Below are 17850 nucleotides of genomic sequence, written 5' to 3' on the forward strand. Positions count from 1 at the left end.
GAAGCATTCTGAGTGGGCAGTTCAATCATTTCTCATGTCACTTACCGAAAGCGCGGGTAGTTGTCCTTGTACATAAGGATTACTGATTAATTGGCGCTTCGTCGACGCCGACATCGCGTTCGAAGTTCGAGCATTCACCCACTTGGGACTTTTTATTCGAGAAATTTCTCGACAGGGGAAGTATTTGTCATGAATAAACGACGTCAATTTCTTGGTCAGCTGACGGCTCTCGGTGGCAGCTATCTTCTCGCCGCTTGTGGCGGTGGTTCAGGCGATGGCGCCGGCAGCGCTTCCGGCGCAGCTGTCGCGAACGTTGCGGCTCGCGCAAGCACGGCATCGGCAAACGGCACGACCATTCCATCGGCAAGCTCGATCACGGACACGTCTGGTGCCGTATGGACTTTGTCGCAAGGATCCGTCTACCGGAATGGCGTGAAAGCCGGCAATACGTACAACGTGACGCTGCTGATGATCTATGGCGCCGTTATTTATCACCAGGGCACAGGCGGGCAGTTCTATGCGTGGAACGGGTCCACGTGGACGGCATGCAACGATCCGCGCCTCGGCGGAACGTCGCCTGACGGCACGACTATTCCGTCTGCTTCGTACATCATCGACAAGGCGGGCGCAATGTGGACCGTCGTCAACGGTGTCATCTATCGGAACGGTGGGACCGTCGGCAACACATATAACGTATCGCTGCTGCTGTGGTACGGCGGGAAGATCTGGCACATCGGTACGGGTGGACAGTTCTATGTGCTCACGGACCTCGATCGCTGGTTGCCGTGTAACGACCCTCGGAACACTGCTGCGATCGCAGCTTCGACGGGCATGTTCTACGGTGTCAACGGGCACTTTGACTATACGTACACGCCGTCTCAGCTTGTAGCGATTCTGAGGAACATGGGCTGCACGAGCTACCGTGTGGGCTGTACCGACGATCCGAATCAGCTGAATGCCGTCAGCAAACTGGCTGCTGCCTTCCAGGCGGCCGGACTCCAACTGCTCGTCCTGATCAATCAGGGCGTCTACGATTCCAATGGCAATGTGTTCAGCAGCGAGTCGGCTGCATATTCGCGTGGCCAACAGGCTTCAATGGCCGTCGCCAATGCGCTCAAGCAGTATGGCGTGACGATCTACGAATGCGGTAACGAGCTGACGCGCCAGAACGCGACGATTCTGGACTTCACCAACGCCGGTACGAAAGCGGTCGATTTCAACAACGGGAATTGGCCGGCCATGCGTGGCGTGATGCGCGGGATGATCGACGGCGTGAAGTCGGTTCAATCCAATGCAAAATGCGGCATCAACTTCTGTGTCGCGGACATTGGTGCGGCCGACGCTTTGTGGGATGGCATGCAACCCGATGGCACGGGCGGCTACCCGAAGGTGCGCTGGGACATCACGACGTGGCACAACTACGAAGTGTATGGCGACATCTTCAACATCGGCATTGACGGTTCCGGTCCGGGCTTCGACCTGCCGACGTACTGCAAGGCTCGATACGGTGTGCCGTTCATCATCACGGAATGGAACACGGGTCCTGAGAAGGCGCAGGATTATCGAGCCAGTTACATCACCAACACGTTGAGCAAGTACTATCAGGCGCGGAAGTCTCACAATATTCAGGCTGTGATGTACTACGTGCTCGATAGCGGAAACAACACCTATGGTGTTATGACCAACGGTACGACGCTCAATCCGCCGTACAGCGCGCTAACGAGCTTCATGGCAAGCAACCCCGCGAACTGATTCTGCGCGGGCCGTTGTTGATCGCCTCTCGCTCGCTCGCTCGTCGAGTGGAGGAGGGGCGATTTCACGCACCGGGTCGGCTGTTCAAAAGCTTTCCCCATTCATAGTCGATGTGGTCCGGCGTGAAAGGCAATACGCCCGCGCCCGGCGTGAATGTCAATTCGCCGAAATAGACTTCGTCATCCGGTGCATAGAGATCGACACGTACATAGTCGAAGTCTTCGCACAGTCGCGTCGCCGCTTGCAATACCGCGTCCAGGTTTTTCGGCCGCGGAGGAGGCACAGGGCTGCGAGTATACGGTCCGATCATCACATCCATGACGTTCCAGTTTTCGTCGAACACATCGCCATGCGTGTTGTTCCCGAAGCGGTCCGAGATCAGCAACGTGTACATGGTCGGATGCCCCGTTCGTCCACCGAAGCAATGCAGCTTGAAATCGGCGGGAATCTGCCCCTGCTTGTCGAGCAGCAGCTTTTCAAAAAAGATCCGTGGCTCGATGCTCAGATAGTGTCGCTCACGGGCAACGCGATAGAACGAAGTCGACAACCAGCGATCGGCCAATTCTTTTAGCTTCTCGAACGATGTCGTCGATTTGTCTCTGACTATTTCAACAAAAGTACTGCCGTGATTTGCTTTCATGACGAAAGAAGACGGCAGTCTGTCGAAGACGTCGCGCGTGAAAATCTCGGGTGCCGCGATAAGCGGAACGAGATGTTCCCGTCCGAGCTTCTTCCCGACGTACTCGCGAACCGCAATCTTGTCGGTCAGAGGCACATAGCGCGGGTCTGGCCGAAGGTTACGTTGCAGGATCTGCTCATTGAATGTGGTGGGGTGAATGAGCTTCGGATACCGGCCGATACACTTCTTGTGTAGCAGACTCAAAAAGAGCGCGTCAGGCAATACCTGTTTGGCGGCTTCTTTCATTCTCCTGAACGTGGACGGAAGCTCATTCGATCCACCGTGAGCCCCGTCGTGCTTCGTGCCTTGCGACGCGCTCATTGCGTTGCTCGACCGCACACCTTCAATTGTTGGCATTCTTTGCGCTCCCCGTGCGTCAGGTCAGTAGATCAACTTTGCCGACGGCGCAACTGCTACGGCATGCACGACCGCGCCGGCCGTCGATGCTGCTGCTGACGGTTGCGCACGTTCCTCGGCCGGCAGATGGCGCAGCGCCCGGAAATGGGTTGGCGATACTGCGTACCGCAGCTTGAATATTCTTCCGAGCCGATTGCCGTCGCCCATTCCACAACGCCGGGCAATCTTGTCAATAGGAAGGTCAGTTTCGATCAACATCGAACAAACGACTTCAAAGCGCGTGCGCAGCAGATATTCGAGCGGAGTCATACCGAACTCGCTCTTGAACCGGCGCTGATAGTTCCGCTTGCTCATCGCGGCCGACTCTGCTGCAAGGCCCACGGAAATCGGCTTGCTGTAGTTTTCGCGAATCCAGCGTGCCGACTCCCGGATCTTTTCCGTTGTCGTCGCAATGTTCAAGTCGTCGGCGTCGGGCCGTACGCGCTCAGGCACGTTCGTCTGCAACGCACGAGCGACCCTGCGCGCGATCTCCCCATTCAGGTCGCGTTCGATCTGCAAGAGCGCCATCTCCGACGGCGTCGGGCCGGCGGGACGCGTTTCGGACATGCCGTCGTCAAGGACGAATACTGGCACGGATGACTGAGCAGGGGGCGTAAACGCTTCGAGCTTCGGCTGCATGCCGGTCGGCACATTTGAGCCTTGACGCGACAACCACGAAACGAGTGTCTCGTTATTTTGTGCCGCGACATCAGAACCGCGAGCGACAAAGAGCGCGTGAAAGTCGGCAAGCCAGTATTGATCGAGCTTCTGCGTCCAGATCGAGAAGCAGGACCCGCCCGTAACAAAGCCACCGGACTCCGACAGCACGGTGAACCGATAAGGAAGATGTTCGCCGTTATCGTGGTCGAACTCGTTGGCGAGGCGAAAAGCGTCTCCAATGGCGCCTACGGCTGCCATTGAGCAGTGGTGCGAGATGAGCACGCCAATGTGCCTCTCAAGCCTCGAATCAACCTGTCGTTCGTCTGTGTGCCACGGATGCGATCGAGCAAACCCATTCACGCTTAGCTCTCCAAATTAATGCGAAATACTTCGATGCGGCCCAGAATACCGTAGTGAATAGATCGATTGAATAGCTGTCGGATTTGTGCGAACGATGTGGCGTAATTGTTCGAAAATGGAAATTGTTACCGCTTATCGGCTTTATGTTTATCGTCCATTTTTCCGGCTGAGGAAATTATTCCGCGTAAAAATTATCTGACATTTATGAAAGAAAAGCGGGGTCAATCGCCCGTGAGCCTTGCTGCACAAGCGTCAGAAAGGCATATCTCGCTTCGTTCCCCAAATATCGACTTACGGTACTGGCACTAAACTTCTGTTACGCGATTTCGGCCGGATCGTATCAATCTGTTACACCAATTTCAGATCGGCACAACTCTTTCTTTCCCTGGTAAACCCCGTTACACGCTCCACGTTATCGGCCATTTGTACCCGAATTTGAGCCGAAGTCGTTCAAATCCGAATTCTGCCCGTCTATGCTTCGCTGCAACAGCCTGGAGAGGCCATTGCCAATTCCGCGATTCGCTGGAATGTTGCTTGCGGGTCTTCACCAGGAAATCGCTTACGCCGAAAGCGCGCAAATGTAGTGACCTCGCGTGCTGATGTTTCCTTCGGTCGTGGGATAAAAGTACGCAATCACCGTATTGGACAGTACATCTCTATTGGCGCACTGATGCCATAGAGATGCGTCTAGATATTTGGCAAACCGCTTTACTCCAGAGGAGGAAACGCATGAATGGAATGCGCACGCATGTTGATCTTCTCGTCCGGAGATTCCGGCACGGCACTAGCTAGTCAGAGAGTTTGAGTGCCGACGCCGAAATGGCGTTCGCATGTCCTGCCGGCTACGGCCAGGCTGAGTGACATTCCGACGCGCCGAATCCGCGTCAACTTTAGCGGCAACAGCAGCTTCAGTTCGCGATCCGGTGCTGCACTTCTGCGTATCGCAGGGTGCTCCAGGGAAACGTACATGAAAGGATGATTCAGGTGGATTACTACCCCTACAACTCGCTTCCTGCTCCTCCCGCTCCCGTCAACAACGAGCGCACGCAGCTCAGTGGACGCGAGATGCTCAACCTCATGCGCGATCATATCTGGGAGATTCTGGCAACCACGGCGGCCGTGTTTCTGCTCGCGCTCATCTATCAATTGGTCGCGAGTCCAATCTATTCGGCCGATGTGCTCGTGCGTGTCGATCCACCGGAGGCGAATGCACTCGGTATCGCGCTGCAGAATCAGGATTCGATGCTTCCGCCGCCCGCACCGTCGCCCAGCACCGAAATGGGTGTGATGCAAAGCCGTTCGGTGCTCGATCCTGTGATCGAACGATATCGTTTCGACGTGACGGTCAAGCCGCGCACGATCCCGGTTTTGGGCGACATCGCCGATAAGTTCGCAACGCCTGGCGAGCCTAACAGTGCATGGCTCGGCTTGAAGTCGTTTGCGTGGGGCGGTGAGGTCGTGAAGGTCGGCTATCTGAACGTCCCGCAGAATCTCGAGGAAGAGAAACTCAGGCTCGTTGCGCTCGATGGCGGTACATATGAACTGCTGGGTCCGTCGGGCGAGTTTCTGCTGAAGGGCGAAGTGGGCAAGCCTGCGACGGCCAACGGCGTCTCGGTCCTGATCAATCAGATGGCCGCGCGGCCCGGAACGCACTTCGAAGTGATCCGGTGGAATGGCGTCGACGCCGTCAAACGCTTCATGGATGTCGTGAAGATCACCGACAAGGTGAAGGACTCCGGTCTCATCCAGATCGAGTATGCAAACAAGAGCCCGTCGATGGCTGCCGATGTCGCCAATGCGCTTGGCCAGCAGTATCTGACTACGGCTGCTGCGAGCCGTCAATTGAATGACACGCAGACGCTCAACTTCATCAAGGGCGAACTGCCGCGCCTGCTTGCGGATTTGCGCAAGACGGAGCAAGCGCTCAAGGACTTCCGGGCGAAATCCAATTCGATGCAGCCGACGGCTGAATCGCAGACTTACTTGCAGGGAGGTCTGGACCTGGATCGTCAGATCGCGAGCCTGCAATTGCAGCGTACCCAGTTGCTGGACAAGTACGCGCCGGGAAGCCGCTGGATTCAGAGCATCGACTCGCAGCTCGCCCAGTTGAACAAGACGAAGTCTGAGTTCGACAACCGCTTCCAGGGCATGCCTGCATCCGAGCGCGAGAGCGTCGATCTGATTCGCGCGCAGAAGGTCGCCGAGACGATTTATATGGGCATGGTGCAGAAAGCGGAGCAACTGACGGTTCGTCGCGCGAGCACGACGGGCGGCGCGCACATCGTCGATTCGGCGATCCGGCCGCATCGCCCGGTGAAGCCGAATCCGCTGATCGTGTTGCCGGGCGGCGTCGTGCTTGGCCTCGTTTCGGGCATCTTCCTCGTCTTCATACGTCGTCATGTTCTCGTGGGCGTGACCGATCCGCGATACGTCGAGCGTCGCCTGAGCGTGCCTGTTGTCGGCGAAGTGCTGTTCAGTCATCAGCAAACGATGCTCGACCGGAGTCTGCCCGCCGCTGCGCGAAAACCGCTGCCTGGCGTGAGCGGGAAGAATGGATCGCCGCAACGAAATGGGGGTGAATCGGGGGCCGGCGCGAACGAGAAGATCGATCCTTCGTTTAGCGATTCGGGCACCAAGGTACTCGCGGCGCGTTTCCCGCATGACCCGTCTGTCGAGGCGCTGCGCGCGGTTCGCACGACGATGTCGCGCGATCTCGCGAACGCCCGCAACAACATCGTGATGGTGACGGGGCCGACGACGTCGGCGGGCAAGAGCTTCGTGGCCGCAAACCTTGCAACGCTGCACGCCGAAGCGGGCTCGCGCGTGGTGCTGATCGACGGCGACATGCGCCGCGGCCACCTCGCTGCGTTCTTTAGCCAGAGCAATCGCGGCGGCCTGTCGGAAGTCCTGTCCGACCGCATTCCGCTGCGTGATGCGCTGCGCGAAGTCGGCATTGACGGCGTCACGTTCATGTCGTGCGGCGCGCGTCCGGAGAATCCGGCGGCACTGCTGACGCGCCCACGCTTCAGGCAATTGCTCGAACGGCTCGGCAATCACTTCGACCTGGTGATCATCGATACGCCGCCGTTCCTCGCCGTTACCGACGCGTCGATCATCGCGAACGAAGCAGGTGCCTCGTTGCTCGTCCTGCGCTCGGAAATGCAGTCGGAGGAAGAGATCGCCGATACGGTCAAGAAGATCGAGCGCGCAGGCGGCCGTATCGCCGGGTGCGTCTTCAACGGCATACCCGTGCGCCGCAGCACGCGCAGCTACGGCTACGCGACGAACTACGCGAGCGATGTCGGGGATGTCGAGACGGCCAGTTGATGTCGGGCTATCCCACGCTTACGCGACAACAGGAAACAGTACAACTTCGTGAGGCGGAGAAACCCTATGGCATTCGCGATCAACGGAAAATTCACCTCGCAACCCATCACGGGCGTGCAAAGGGTCGCTTATGAGCTCACCAGGGCGATGCAGATGCGCGAAAACCCGGGTAGTGAACTCGAGGTCTTCGTGCCGCAAAACGCGATGGAGCCGGGTGCGTCCCTTAAGCGGCAGCGCCGGTTTCCGTGGTTGCGGGGCACGCTGTGGGAACAGATTACGTTGCCGATTGCCGCGCGTCGCATGACGCTTGTCAATCTGTGCAATACCAATCCGATTCTCAAGCGCCGTCAGGTGGTGATGGTTCACGACATGGCCGTCTATGACGTGCCGGACGGCTTCTCGAAGAAGTTCCGGCTCTGGTACCGGCTCTGCTTTTCGATGCTGCCGAAGCTGGACCCGTTCGTGTTGACGGTGTCGTCTTTTTCGAAGCGCCGGATCAGCCACCATCTGAATATCGACGAGTCGCGCATTGCCGTGATTCCGCCCGGCGCAGACCATCTCGACCGTGTCGTCTCGGACCCGGGCGTCATTGGCCGTCTGCAACTCGACGAGGACGCGTACTGCGTGATCGTCGGCAGTCTCGATCCGCGCAAGAACCTTCAACGCGTTCTCGATGCCATTGCGAAACTGGAGCATTTGCGTGACGTGAAATTCGTCATCGTCGGGGGCAGAAATCAACGGGTATTCAGCGGCGAAGGCGTGGGCGACAGGCCCGAGTCGAAGCAGGTGATCTGGGCTGGCTTCGTGACGGATGGCGAACTCAAGGCACTTTACGAGCACGCGGGCTGCCTCGTGTTTCCGTCGCTATACGAGGGATTCGGGTTGCCGCCTCTCGAAGCAATGTACTGCGGATGCCCGGTGATCGCTTCGTCGCGCACGTCGATACCGGAAGCATGCGGAGACGCCGCCATGTATTGCGACGCGATGTCCGCAGAGGACATCGCTGAAAAGATCTCGCTGATGATGAGTCACGGCGAGTTGCGCCAACGCTATCGGCGCAAAGGGATGGCGCACGCGCGCGAGTACCGTTGGGACCGGTCGGCGAAGAGGCTGCTGGATCTCTTGTATGGGAAAGAAAGCGAGCCTCTGCCGGAGCTGTTTCCGCGGGCGACGGTGGGTTGATCAGCGGTACTCGCCGGGACGGGCCAATGTATCGGAATAGAAGCCGACAGGGTAGACGACGCGCGCTCAAGACGCTTGCTGCACTCGCGTGTGTGGGCCTGCCGGGCATGCGCACGACGCCGGTTGCATTCGCGGCCGACGCAGCGGGCAAGCAACGTGAAGCGCGCAGGATGACCGACATGATCGGAACGAACGGTTGGCCTGGATCGGACGCCGACATCAGCATGTGGCGCGCGATGGGCATCAGCTGGGGCCGCGGTTCCGTGGGCCCCGGACAGCCCGATTCCGCGAAGCAGGCGATGCGCGTCAACGGAACGGGCAATGCGTACGACAGCGATCTGCCGTCCGTCATCTTGCGCAACAACGCGAATGGAATCAGGTCGCTGCTGTTTCTCGGCTATACGCCGAAGTGGAATGCGAGCGTACCTGGCGATTCGAAGTCGGCGCCCGTCGATGTCGACGCGTGGCAACGATATGTGGAAGCCGTCGTCAGCAAGTACTCGAAGCCGCCTTATAACGTGCGTCATTTCCAGATCTGGAACGAGGCTGCCGGCCGCTTGTCGGGCGGGCTGCCGCAGGCTACGTTCTGGCATGGTCCCAAATTCGATCGCGACGAAGAAAAGCGCTCAGGGCCGTACGAGCGCGCGATGCAAGACTACGTCGACAAGATTCACTTGCCAGCGGCCCGCATTGTCCGCAAGTACGGCGCCTACATCGTCTACGGCGGATGGCCCGATCAGGGTGGACTGGACACGTACGTCAAATGGCTCGAATACAGAAGCGCGGGCTCGAATGAACGGATGATCGATTGGGTCGACTACCTCGACACTCATTACTTGTCCGTCGGCGATCTCGACGGTCTGTATCAGCGATATGTGAAGCAGGGGCCGGCTCGCGGGCTGTGGCAAACCGAAATCGGCGACAGGTACATGGAAGACCCGCATTACCTGCCGCGTTATTTCTTCGAGTTTGCGGTGTGGGCGCTGGATCGCAACTGGGACGACCCTGACAAGTACGTGACGATGGTCTACCACTGGGACGGCTACGAGCCGTACCGGCTGACACATCGCGGGCCGCCCCGCACGTACAACCCTTCAGGGCGCAGCCTGGTCGTTCTGAACAAGACGGTTCCCGGCTTGCTTGCGCCGTTTTCGAAGCCGCTTCGTTTCGGGCCGCAAGCCAAAGGTTCTGCACTGCTTTCCGACAGCGGCATTGTCATTCAGGTGAGCGCCGCACCGGGCTGGCGCACGGTCGAAGCGGCAGGCGTCGAGCAGCCGTCACTGGACGGCGCAGAGGTGCTTTTCATCGACGCCGTGACGGGCGCCGTTGCACCTCGTGAAGACGCCACGCTGACATCGAATAGCGGGGCGCTGAGCATCCGTTTTCGCGTGCCCGCCGCAGTCAATGGTGCCGATAGGAAGTCGCCCGCGCATCTCGCCTATCTCGTCGTCCGGCGACAGAAGACGACGTGAGACACGCAGCTTTTTATCGGCGAGGCAATAGTGCCGATTACCGAGAGAGAAGATTTGAACATCGACGGATTCAACCTATCGCCGCGAGATCCCATGAAACAGATGGCCATCGTTATTTGCAACTATAACTACGACCGCTTTATTGCCGAGGCGATCGACTCGTCGTTGAACCAGGACTATCCGGGCACGCGAGTGATCGTCATCGACGATGGCTCGACGGATGGTTCGCGCACGATCATCGAGAGTTACGGCTCGCGCATATCCGCAGTCTTCAAGGAGAACGGCGGCCAGGTGTCCGCCTATAACCTGGGACTCGAACTCGCCGACACGGAATATGTACTCTTCCTCGACTCGGACGATGTGCTCTATCCGGGCGCCGTGTCGGAAGTGATGCGCATGTTCGAGCGCGGCGACGTGGCGAAGGTGCAATTTCGCCTCGATGTCATCGACGTGGAGGGCAAGCAGACAGGCGCCCACGTTCCGCACTCTGCGCCGCCGACCGATTGCGGCACCTTGCTGATGGGCGGCTGGCTTTATCCGTCGCCGCCCGCGTCGGGCAATGCCTATTGCGTGAGCGCGCTGAAGAAGCTGTTCCCGGTTCCGGAAACGGCGATCAACCGCTACGGCGCTGACTTCTACGCGATCTATGGCGTCGCCCTGGTCGGACCGGTTGCAATGGTGCCCCAGTCGCTCGGCGCGTATCGCGTTCATCAACGTGCAAGCGAATCGAGTGTGTCGTTTGCCAACTCGGAGCAATTGACGAAGGCGCCGAAAGCATTCAAGGCGCGGTGGGCGACGTTGCGTGAGCTTGCCCGTACGCGACTCGGTCGGGAACTGCCGATGTCATTTCACGATTTCGCGCATGAGAAGGCCTATTTCTGCTCGAACCTCTATCAGGCTCCATTGGCGACACGCTGGCGCTGGGCGATCAACGACTCCTACGACTATCGGTACTCGATCGTCGCCAATCCTTTCTGGAGCCTGAAAAAGAAGGCGGGAACGCTTCTTCTGTCTAGCCTCTGCCTGTTGCCGTATTCACCGCTCTCCAACTTCGTGGTCCGGTACATCACCAATCCGCTTGCGCGTCGTAGCGCCGCGGTCGAGCGTTAGGAGACCGCCATGCGGCATCGACGATATCAAAGAGGTCGGTATGGACGGTAAGAAGAGCGCTAACGTCATAGCCTTTGTCTACGGCGGATACTTGATGAGATACGTGTATCTCATCATTGTCGTGCCGTTCTACGGTCGCGTGCTGGGTGTCGCGGAATATGGCCGCGTGCTCGCTGCCATGTCGCTGATGAACGTGATCTGGATGCTCGTCAGCTACGGATTCACGTTCGTCGGCATGCGCGAAGTTTCCAAGGCGCAAGACACGAAGGAATGCAACGCCATCTACTCGCTGCATGTCAGCGCGCGCCTCGCGTTGGGCGTGTTGGGCGGCGCCGTGGGGCTCATCGCGACGATGTGCTCGCCAGCGTTGGCGGAGCGGCCTTTGATCGGCGTGCTGGCGACGCTGCTCGGCATCGTGTCCGCATTGAATCTCGGCTGGCTCTACCAGGGCCGTCAGCACTTCAGAACGCCGATCATGATCGAGGTGTTCGGCTTCGCGCTGAGTCTCGCGCTCGTGCTGAGCCTGGTCAAAGGGCCTGCGGACTCGATATGGGTTGTCGCGAGCCTGTTCGTCGCGGGCATCGCGTCGGCCGCGATCTCCTACGGATTGGCGACGTTTCAACTGGGCCGGCCGCACCTGTCGCTGTCGGGCATCGTTCCGCTGATAAAGAACTCGACGATGCTGTTCTGCTATTCGTCGGGTTCTGTCGTGCTGACGGCGTCATCGACCTATCTGCTGACGCTGTTGTCGACTCCCGCGCAGGTCGGCTATTTCGGTGCCGCTGAACGTTTCGCGACGATCGCGCTAGCTCTGATGGGGCCTGCGGGACAGGTGTTCATCCCCACGATCTCCCGCCAGCTCGCGCAGGGCGACAAGGCGGGCGCGCACGCCACCACGCGACGCGGTGCGATGTTGCTGCTCGGTTACGGACTGCTGGTTTTTTGCGGTGCACTGGCGTTGTCGCCGTTCGTGCTGCCACTGATCCTCGGGCAAGCGTTCACGCCTAGCGCGCGGGTATTGGCGTGCTTTGCATGGATGTTCCCGTTTGCAGCATTCAACGAATTCGCGGCCTTCTATGTATTCGTTCCGCGAAGGAAAGACCGTGTACTCGCAATTGCGGGCGCAGCGGCGGGGATTGCAAATCTTGGCACGGCGCTGTGGCTCGCGCCGCGATTCGGGGCAGAAGGCATGGCGTTTGCCCGTGTAATTGGTGAACTGTCGCTTTCGGTGATGCTGCTGACGATCATGGTGCGTCTGCAACTCATCACGCTGCTGCCGGGAGCGGGCCGCGCGATGGAAATCATGGCACGGATGGCGTGGGCCAAGCCACATGCTGGAACGGGTAAAGACGAATGATATTGACGCATCAGATGTTTGCTGCGTCGGGGGTGAATTATCAATGGTGTTACAACGTGCGTCGGTACTTATGAAGAGCGCAAGAACAGACGGACCGGACGAGCACAGGAGGTGGAAGTGAAAGTTGCGATTGTTCACGATTGGTTGGTGGTATCGGGCGGCGCCGAAAAAGTATTGGAGAACATCATCGAGTGCTTTCCGAACGCGGACCTGTTTTCCATCGTCGATTTTCTGGAAGACCGCAAGTGCATTAAAGGGAAATCCGTCTCGACGTCGTTCATTCAGCGAATGCCGTTTGCACGGAAGCGCTATCGCGCGTATTTGCCGTTGATGCCGATTGCGATCGAACAGCTCGATCTCTCGGGCTACGATCTCGTCATCTCCAGCTCGCATGCCGTTGCAAAAGGCGTGTTGACGGGTCCGAACCAGCTGCACGTCAGCTACGTTCACTCGCCGATACGCTATGCGTGGGATCTTCAGCATCAGTACTTGCGGGAGTCGCAACTGACGGCAGGCTTGAAGTCGGTTCTGGCGCGCGTGCTGTTGCACTACATACGCGGCTGGGATTCGCGTTCGGCGAACGGCGTCGACTATCTGCTCGCGAATTCGCAGTTCATTGCGCGGCGCATCAGAAAGGCCTATCAACGCGACGCGACGGTGATCTATCCTCCCGTCGATTTGAGCAACATGCGGCTACGCGAGCACAAGGATGATTTCTACGTGACCGCGTCCCGGATGGTGCCGTACAAGCGTATCGACCTGATCGTCAAGGCGTTTTCACAGACGCCCGAACGCCGCCTGGTCGTTATCGGCGACGGACCGGAGATGAAGAAGATCAAGGCGGTCGCGGGCGATAACGTGACGATCATGGGTCATCAGCCGTTCGATGTGCTGGTCGACCATCTGCAGCGTGCACGTGCGTTCGTGTTCGCGGCGGAAGAAGATTTCGGCATCTCCGTCGTGGAGGCGCAGGCTTGCGGCACCCCTGTCATTGCGTATGGCAGAGGGGGCGCGCTCGAATCGGTGATGGGACTGCCGCTTGAGCGGCCCACGGGTGTCTTTTTCGGCGAGCAGACAGAGGAATCGCTGCTTGAGGCCGTGACCCGGTTTGAAGAGAATGCGGGCCTCTTTGACGCGCGTGTATGCCGAAAGAACGCCGAACGCTTTTCGTCAGAGAAGTTCAAGCGGGCGCTGATGTCGTTCGTCGACGCACGCCTGCCCGATGAATTCGTCGATCGCACAGCGCCGTATGCGATGAAGGAACGCGCGCGCGACGACGAACATCATCATCAGCTGGCTTGACCAGCTGGATTGATTCGAACGCTGGCTTAATCGGGACGTAGGCGGGAGGATAGGCGTCCTCCCAGTGCGGACAGAGGATGCATACTGGACAGCGCGCATTTGACCGTGGGCGCGTGTCCGCGAATCACCTCCGACTTCGCATCGATGATGTCCTGAAGCGGTGCCTTGTGCCCGTAGGCCACGGTTGATACGGCGAGCAAACTCACTGTCGCCCAGATCGGCCGAAACTTCTTGAACTCCACGTGCAACGCGGTTCGCAGGAACCACGCAGCCGCAATCACACCGACCGCCCAGCCGACGATCACTTCCATCACCGAGTGCGAGTGATCGAATACGCGCGAGTAGCCTGTCAGGGCTCCGATCAGCAGACCCGCGATGATGCCCGCCGAAGGCGGCTGGCGCCACCATTTCGCTAACAAGGCGATGGTCACGATCCACACGGCAGTGGAGAGCATCGTGTGCCCGCTGATCACGCGGAAGTGGCCAAGCGGCAGCGCTATACCCCACGTCGAATAGAGAATTTTAGTCGCGCCGACTAGCGCCATTCCGCAGGTCAGCGCGAGTATCCATCGGCATGCGAGGCCCACGTCGACCCGCGCAAGCCATGCTGCGCACAGAATGGCTACGGGTACGGTTAGCGCTGCATCGCCGATATTGGTAAAAATCATCCACATATCAGTACGATCAAATCCGCTCAGGTTGATTCCGTGTTCGAGCAACATGTCCTAGAATAGCCCGGGAGGGTGGAGTCGGCACGACGGGCCGCGGGTTCAGCACCGGGCGATTTTGCTGAACCGGGGCGCGCTCGGAGCGCGCGGCAAGCAGAAGTGACACGACAAGGGAGAGGATCAGAACATTCGACGGCGTGACTAGCCGGTGTTCGGTGGCCGCCATCACGAGCAGGCATACCGAAGAAATTTCGACGAAGCGGAATCCCGCGAAGTTCCGTCCCGCATCTCTCAATGCGCTATAGGCGGCGCCATCCTGGCTCCACTTGATGAGCTTCCAGTAGAACGCCAGAAGGAGGAACAGCCCGACCACGCCAAGCTCCGCGAGGAAGTTCAGATATGAGTTGTGCGCGTGCGAGTCGCTATGCTCGACCACGATATCCGAAGGCACGCCGAGCAGGCCGAAGTACGACACGACATTGCGGACCTGGTCGTCGAATGAACCGAATCCCATACCCACGATCGGGCTCTGGCGGAAGTACGTGAGCGCGCGCGGCCACAGCCATTCATACCGGATGTCGAGATTCGCGACCTTCGCATCCGAATTCTGGATGCTGAATGTGTAGCCCATGTAATCGACATTCGGTCTCACGTGATACATCGCCACGCCGATCGACGCGATGACGAGGCCGCTCATTAACGTCGCGAGCATCCAGCGCTTGCGTCCGAAATACAGATACGGCAAGACCGCCATCGCGCCGAGCAGCGAACCTCGGCTGTAAGTCGAGAACAGCATCAGGAAGTTGAGGAAGAGCAGCGAGAGGAGCAGCTTGCTGCGCTCCTGAAGGTAGCAGGCGATGCCGAGGCAGAACAGCATCGCGAGAAAGCCGCCCGCCGCATTACGCGCAATGAAGAAACTGCCGAAGCTATCGTCGGGATGCTTGAAAATGCTCAGCAGTCCGTTTTGCGCGAGGTAAACCAGGTACGGCGGAATATTGGCGACCACCGCGCAGATGAAGAACGAACGAAGAATCTTGTTCAGGTCGAAGCGGTGCGCATAGACGCAACCGGCAAAAAATGGCGCATAGGATATGAAAAAGTTACCGTCGCGTCGATAGAACTCGAACTCGGTCAGCGAGTGCGGATTGTAGAGCAGCGTCGAGATCAGCGCGAACAGGGTAAGTGCCGTCAGCGGTGCGAAGAACGAGGGATAACTGCGTCCGAAGAAGCGCCACGCGCAAAGAATGATCGGGACAAAGCCCACTGCGCTAATCGGTACCAGGTTAGTCACCGTCAGAAATAGCGCAAGTAACGATATGTAAGCCATCTCGACTCTCGCGATTAAAAATGCACTTTCATTGACGACTGCTCGGCTGTCGTCAATGAACTTGTAAGAGGATGAAACTGCGAGCGGCGAGTGATCGCGCGACGATCGGCTTGCCGCAGAAGAATTGCATACAGCCTTGACGTGCAGTATTGATGCCAGCGTTCGGAGCACGTCTGCTGTGGCAGGATTTGCGCAGATATGTGAGGCGGCACAGGCTGGTCATGCTCGCTTCACGGAGAAGACAATAGCGCCGCGCTCGTCGCAAATTACCACGAATAGAGATGGATTTCCACGCCGGAGACCATCAATAAAAAGATAACTTGGCGAGCGCGTGGCCGATATTCGAAAGCTTCAGCGGGCGGGGCCATAACTTCAACCGTTCGCGCCAGAGGTGCTGTCGCGTAGCGCAACCTGTCTATCATCGATATAGGTCGAATTGAATGTCGTGGCCTCGGGTCGCTATCAAAACGTCCGCGGGATGGTGTTTTCATTATTGGTCGAGAACATTTTCCGTTCACATTGCAAGATCGTGAGAGCAGGGCACGGTGACGAACGATCGTCCGTCGATCGTTCGTACAACTCTGCTTGATGCGATCTTCGCCCATCAAGCTGTGGCGTCGATGCCTGAATCAGGCACACGCCCACGATGTGTAGTTAAAGCGACGCTTGTCTGGTCCTGCGACGTTCTTTCGTGCGAACGATGAGAATGAACTTCAATGCCAGGGAGATTGAAGTGAACAAACAAACGATGAATGTAGAACAACACGCCGTTGCAACAGCTGTCGCCGAACCCGCTGCGGATTGCCGGCGGCTGGTGCAGGTCATTCTCGCGGGTGGATCGGGTACACGTCTGTGGCCCGTGTCACGCGAGCAGTATCCGAAGCAGTTGATCGGTGTCGTCGGCGATCAGTCACTGCTGCAAGCGACGATGAAGCGAATGGATGGCTTCGCGAAAGTATGGGACGTGGCGGCCGAGCCCGTCATCGTGTGCGGCGCGGAGCATTCGTTTGCGACTCGCGAGCAGGCTCAGCAATGCGAGGTCAAGCCGTGCATCGTCGTCGAGCCTGCGCGTCGCGACACCGCGCCTGCGTTGACGCTCGCTGCGTTGGCAGCAAGCACCGACGGCGATGATCCCATTCTGGTGGCGATGCCCGCAGACCATGCGATAGCGGACGTGGCGGCATTGCAGGCCGCAATCGAACAGGCTGCACAGCTCGCGCAGGCAGAGGGCGTGATCGCGACGCTCGGCGTACCGCCGACGCGCGCCGATACCGGCTTCGGCTATATCCGCCTTGGTGCGCCACTTAAAGACGGCGCGCATCAGATCGACCGCTTTGTCGAAAAGCCCGCAGCCGAGCTCGCAGCTGAATATGTTGCGTCGGGCAGCTACTGGTGGAACAGCGGCATGTTCGTCGTGCGCGCTTCCGTGTGGCTCGATGCGCTCAAGCGCTTTCAGCCCGAGATGCACGCGGCGTGTGTCGAGGCCCATACGAACGCGAAGCGCGACGACGTGTACATCACGCCTGGCGCGGACGAGTTCGAGCGTTGCCCGTCTGATTCGATCGACTATGCGGTGATGGAGCAGCTCGGCAAAGAGGGCTCCCCGTTCAAGGGTGTCGTGGTGCCGCTCGAAGCGGGCTGGTCCGATCTCGGCTCGTGGGACGCCGTGTGGGAGGCCATGGACAAGGACGAGTTCGGCAACGTCGCGAACGGCCGCGTGATGATGGAAGGCGCGACGGCCACGTATGCGCGTTCCGAAGGCGGCCGGCTGGTGGCGTGCGTCGGTACCAACGGTCTTGTCGTCGTCGAAACGGACGATGCCGTCCTTGTGGCGGATCGCTCCCACGTGCAGGACATCAAAGGACTTGTATCGCGTATCCGGCAGACGAAATCACCGGAAGCGGAAAACCATAGAAAAGTACGCCGCCCTTGGGGCTTTTACGATTCGATCGATAACGGGGACCGCTTTCAGGTCAAGCGGATCGTCGTGAGTCCAGGCGCGCGTCTGTCTCTGCAAATGCATCATCACCGGGCAGAGCACTGGATCGTCGTGAGCGGAACCGCACTGGTCACGCGCGGCGAAGAACAGTTCTTGCTCACTGAAAATCAGTCAACCTTCATTCCCCTTGGCGTGCGGCATCGTCTGGAGAATCCCGGACACGTACCTCTTCAGATCATCGAGGTCCAGTCGGGTGCCTATCTCGGCGAAGACGACATAGTCAGATTCGACGACCAGTACGGCCGTTGCAACTGATTGA

13 protein-coding genes are annotated in these 17850 nt (G+C 58.7%); 9 read left to right on the forward strand and 4 right to left on the reverse strand.

Translation table 11 applies throughout. The features are described 5' to 3' along the window. Nucleotides 1-189: 189 nt before the first annotated feature. Nucleotides 190-1752: a hypothetical protein gene (locus GCT13_RS21155; RefSeq protein ID WP_152761265.1), complete on the forward strand. Its 1563-nt coding sequence runs from the start codon at nt 190-192 to the stop codon at nt 1750-1752. Nucleotides 1753-1816: 64 nt separating this feature from the next. Here GCT13_RS21155 and GCT13_RS21160 read toward each other — a convergent pair whose 3' ends face one another. Together GCT13_RS21160 and GCT13_RS49400 are read right to left on the reverse strand one after the other, a co-directional pair. After that, entirely contained in the window at nt 1817-2752 is a 936-nt protein-coding gene (locus tag GCT13_RS21160) for an ATP-grasp fold amidoligase family protein (protein WP_227746936.1), read from the reverse strand. Nucleotides 2753-2812: 60 nt separating this feature from the next. Further along, entirely contained in the window at nt 2813-3346 is a 534-nt protein-coding gene (locus tag GCT13_RS49400; protein ID WP_227746931.1) for a helix-turn-helix domain-containing protein, read from the reverse strand. A 216-nt stretch (nt 3347-3562) separates the two neighbouring features. On the opposite strand from GCT13_RS49400, the gene GCT13_RS49405 reads away from it, so the two are divergent. The 7 genes from GCT13_RS49405 (at nt 3563) to GCT13_RS21195 (ending at nt 13597) form a co-directional block, all read left to right on the forward strand. Then, nucleotides 3563-3748, forward strand: coding sequence for a hypothetical protein (locus GCT13_RS49405; protein ID WP_227746932.1), 186 nt, complete (start codon nt 3563-3565; stop codon nt 3746-3748). Between the two features lie 1083 nt (nt 3749-4831). Then, nucleotides 4832-7174: a polysaccharide biosynthesis tyrosine autokinase gene (locus GCT13_RS21170; protein WP_321574511.1), complete on the forward strand. Its 2343-nt coding sequence runs from the start codon at nt 4832-4834 to the stop codon at nt 7172-7174. Nucleotides 7175-7240: 66 nt separating this feature from the next. After that, nucleotides 7241-8356 carry a glycosyltransferase family 4 protein gene (locus GCT13_RS21175; RefSeq protein WP_152761271.1) on the forward strand — a complete coding sequence of 372 codons (1116 nt, stop codon included), beginning with the start codon at nt 7241-7243 and terminating at the stop codon, nt 8354-8356. 26 nt (nt 8357-8382) lie between these two features. Then, on the forward strand, nt 8383-9828 hold the full coding sequence (locus GCT13_RS21180) for a hypothetical protein (protein WP_152761273.1): 1446 nt from the start codon (nt 8383-8385) through the stop codon (nt 9826-9828). Nucleotides 9829-9921: 93 nt separating this feature from the next. Beyond that, nucleotides 9922-10938, forward strand: coding sequence for a glycosyltransferase family 2 protein (locus GCT13_RS21185; RefSeq protein ID WP_152761275.1), 1017 nt, complete (start codon nt 9922-9924; stop codon nt 10936-10938). Nucleotides 10939-10978: 40 nt separating this feature from the next. Next, nucleotides 10979-12295, forward strand: coding sequence for a lipopolysaccharide biosynthesis protein (locus GCT13_RS21190; RefSeq protein WP_152761277.1), 1317 nt, complete (start codon nt 10979-10981; stop codon nt 12293-12295). A gap of 117 nt (nt 12296-12412) precedes the next feature. Then, complete coding sequence (locus GCT13_RS21195; RefSeq protein ID WP_321574512.1) at nt 12413-13597, forward strand: glycosyltransferase family 4 protein; 1185 nt, start codon at nt 12413-12415, stop codon at nt 13595-13597. A gap of 26 nt (nt 13598-13623) precedes the next feature. On the opposite strand, the gene GCT13_RS21200 is transcribed toward GCT13_RS21195, so the two are convergent. Continuing rightward, on the reverse strand, nt 13624-14271 hold the full coding sequence (locus tag GCT13_RS21200; protein ID WP_152761279.1) for a phosphatase PAP2 family protein: 648 nt from the start codon (nt 14269-14271) through the stop codon (nt 13624-13626). Nucleotides 14272-14281: 10 nt separating this feature from the next. After that, entirely contained in the window at nt 14282-15592 is a 1311-nt protein-coding gene (locus tag GCT13_RS21205) for an O-antigen ligase family protein (protein ID WP_152761281.1), read from the reverse strand. Nucleotides 15593-16340: 748 nt separating this feature from the next. On the opposite strand from GCT13_RS21205, the gene GCT13_RS21210 reads away from it, so the two are divergent. Continuing rightward, nucleotides 16341-17846 carry a mannose-1-phosphate guanylyltransferase/mannose-6-phosphate isomerase gene (locus GCT13_RS21210; protein WP_152761381.1) on the forward strand — a complete coding sequence of 502 codons (1506 nt, stop codon included), beginning with the start codon at nt 16341-16343 and terminating at the stop codon, nt 17844-17846. Nucleotides 17847-17850: the final 4 nt, after the last annotated feature.

It is taken from the genome of Paraburkholderia franconis (assembly GCF_009362735.1).
Classification (GTDB): domain Bacteria; phylum Pseudomonadota; class Gammaproteobacteria; order Burkholderiales; family Burkholderiaceae; genus Paraburkholderia; species Paraburkholderia franconis.

Coding starts and splice junctions, on each gene's coding strand:
- GCT13_RS21155 (WP_152761265.1), top strand. CDS start 190: ATGAATAAACGACGTCAATTTCTTGGTCAGCTGACGGCTCTCGGTGGC.
- GCT13_RS21160 (WP_227746936.1), bottom strand. CDS start 2,752: ATGAGCGCGTCGCAAGGCACGAAGCACGACGGGGCTCACGGTGGATCG.
- GCT13_RS21175 (WP_152761271.1), top strand. CDS start 7,241: ATGGCATTCGCGATCAACGGAAAATTCACCTCGCAACCCATCACGGGC.
- GCT13_RS21180 (WP_152761273.1), top strand. CDS start 8,383: ATGTATCGGAATAGAAGCCGACAGGGTAGACGACGCGCGCTCAAGACG.
- GCT13_RS21185 (WP_152761275.1), top strand. CDS start 9,922: ATGAAACAGATGGCCATCGTTATTTGCAACTATAACTACGACCGCTTT.
- GCT13_RS21190 (WP_152761277.1), top strand. CDS start 10,979: ATGGACGGTAAGAAGAGCGCTAACGTCATAGCCTTTGTCTACGGCGGA.
- GCT13_RS21200 (WP_152761279.1), bottom strand. CDS start 14,271: ATGTGGATGATTTTTACCAATATCGGCGATGCAGCGCTAACCGTACCC.
- GCT13_RS21205 (WP_152761281.1), bottom strand. CDS start 15,592: ATGGCTTACATATCGTTACTTGCGCTATTTCTGACGGTGACTAACCTG.
- GCT13_RS21210 (WP_152761381.1), top strand. CDS start 16,341: ATGAATGTAGAACAACACGCCGTTGCAACAGCTGTCGCCGAACCCGCT.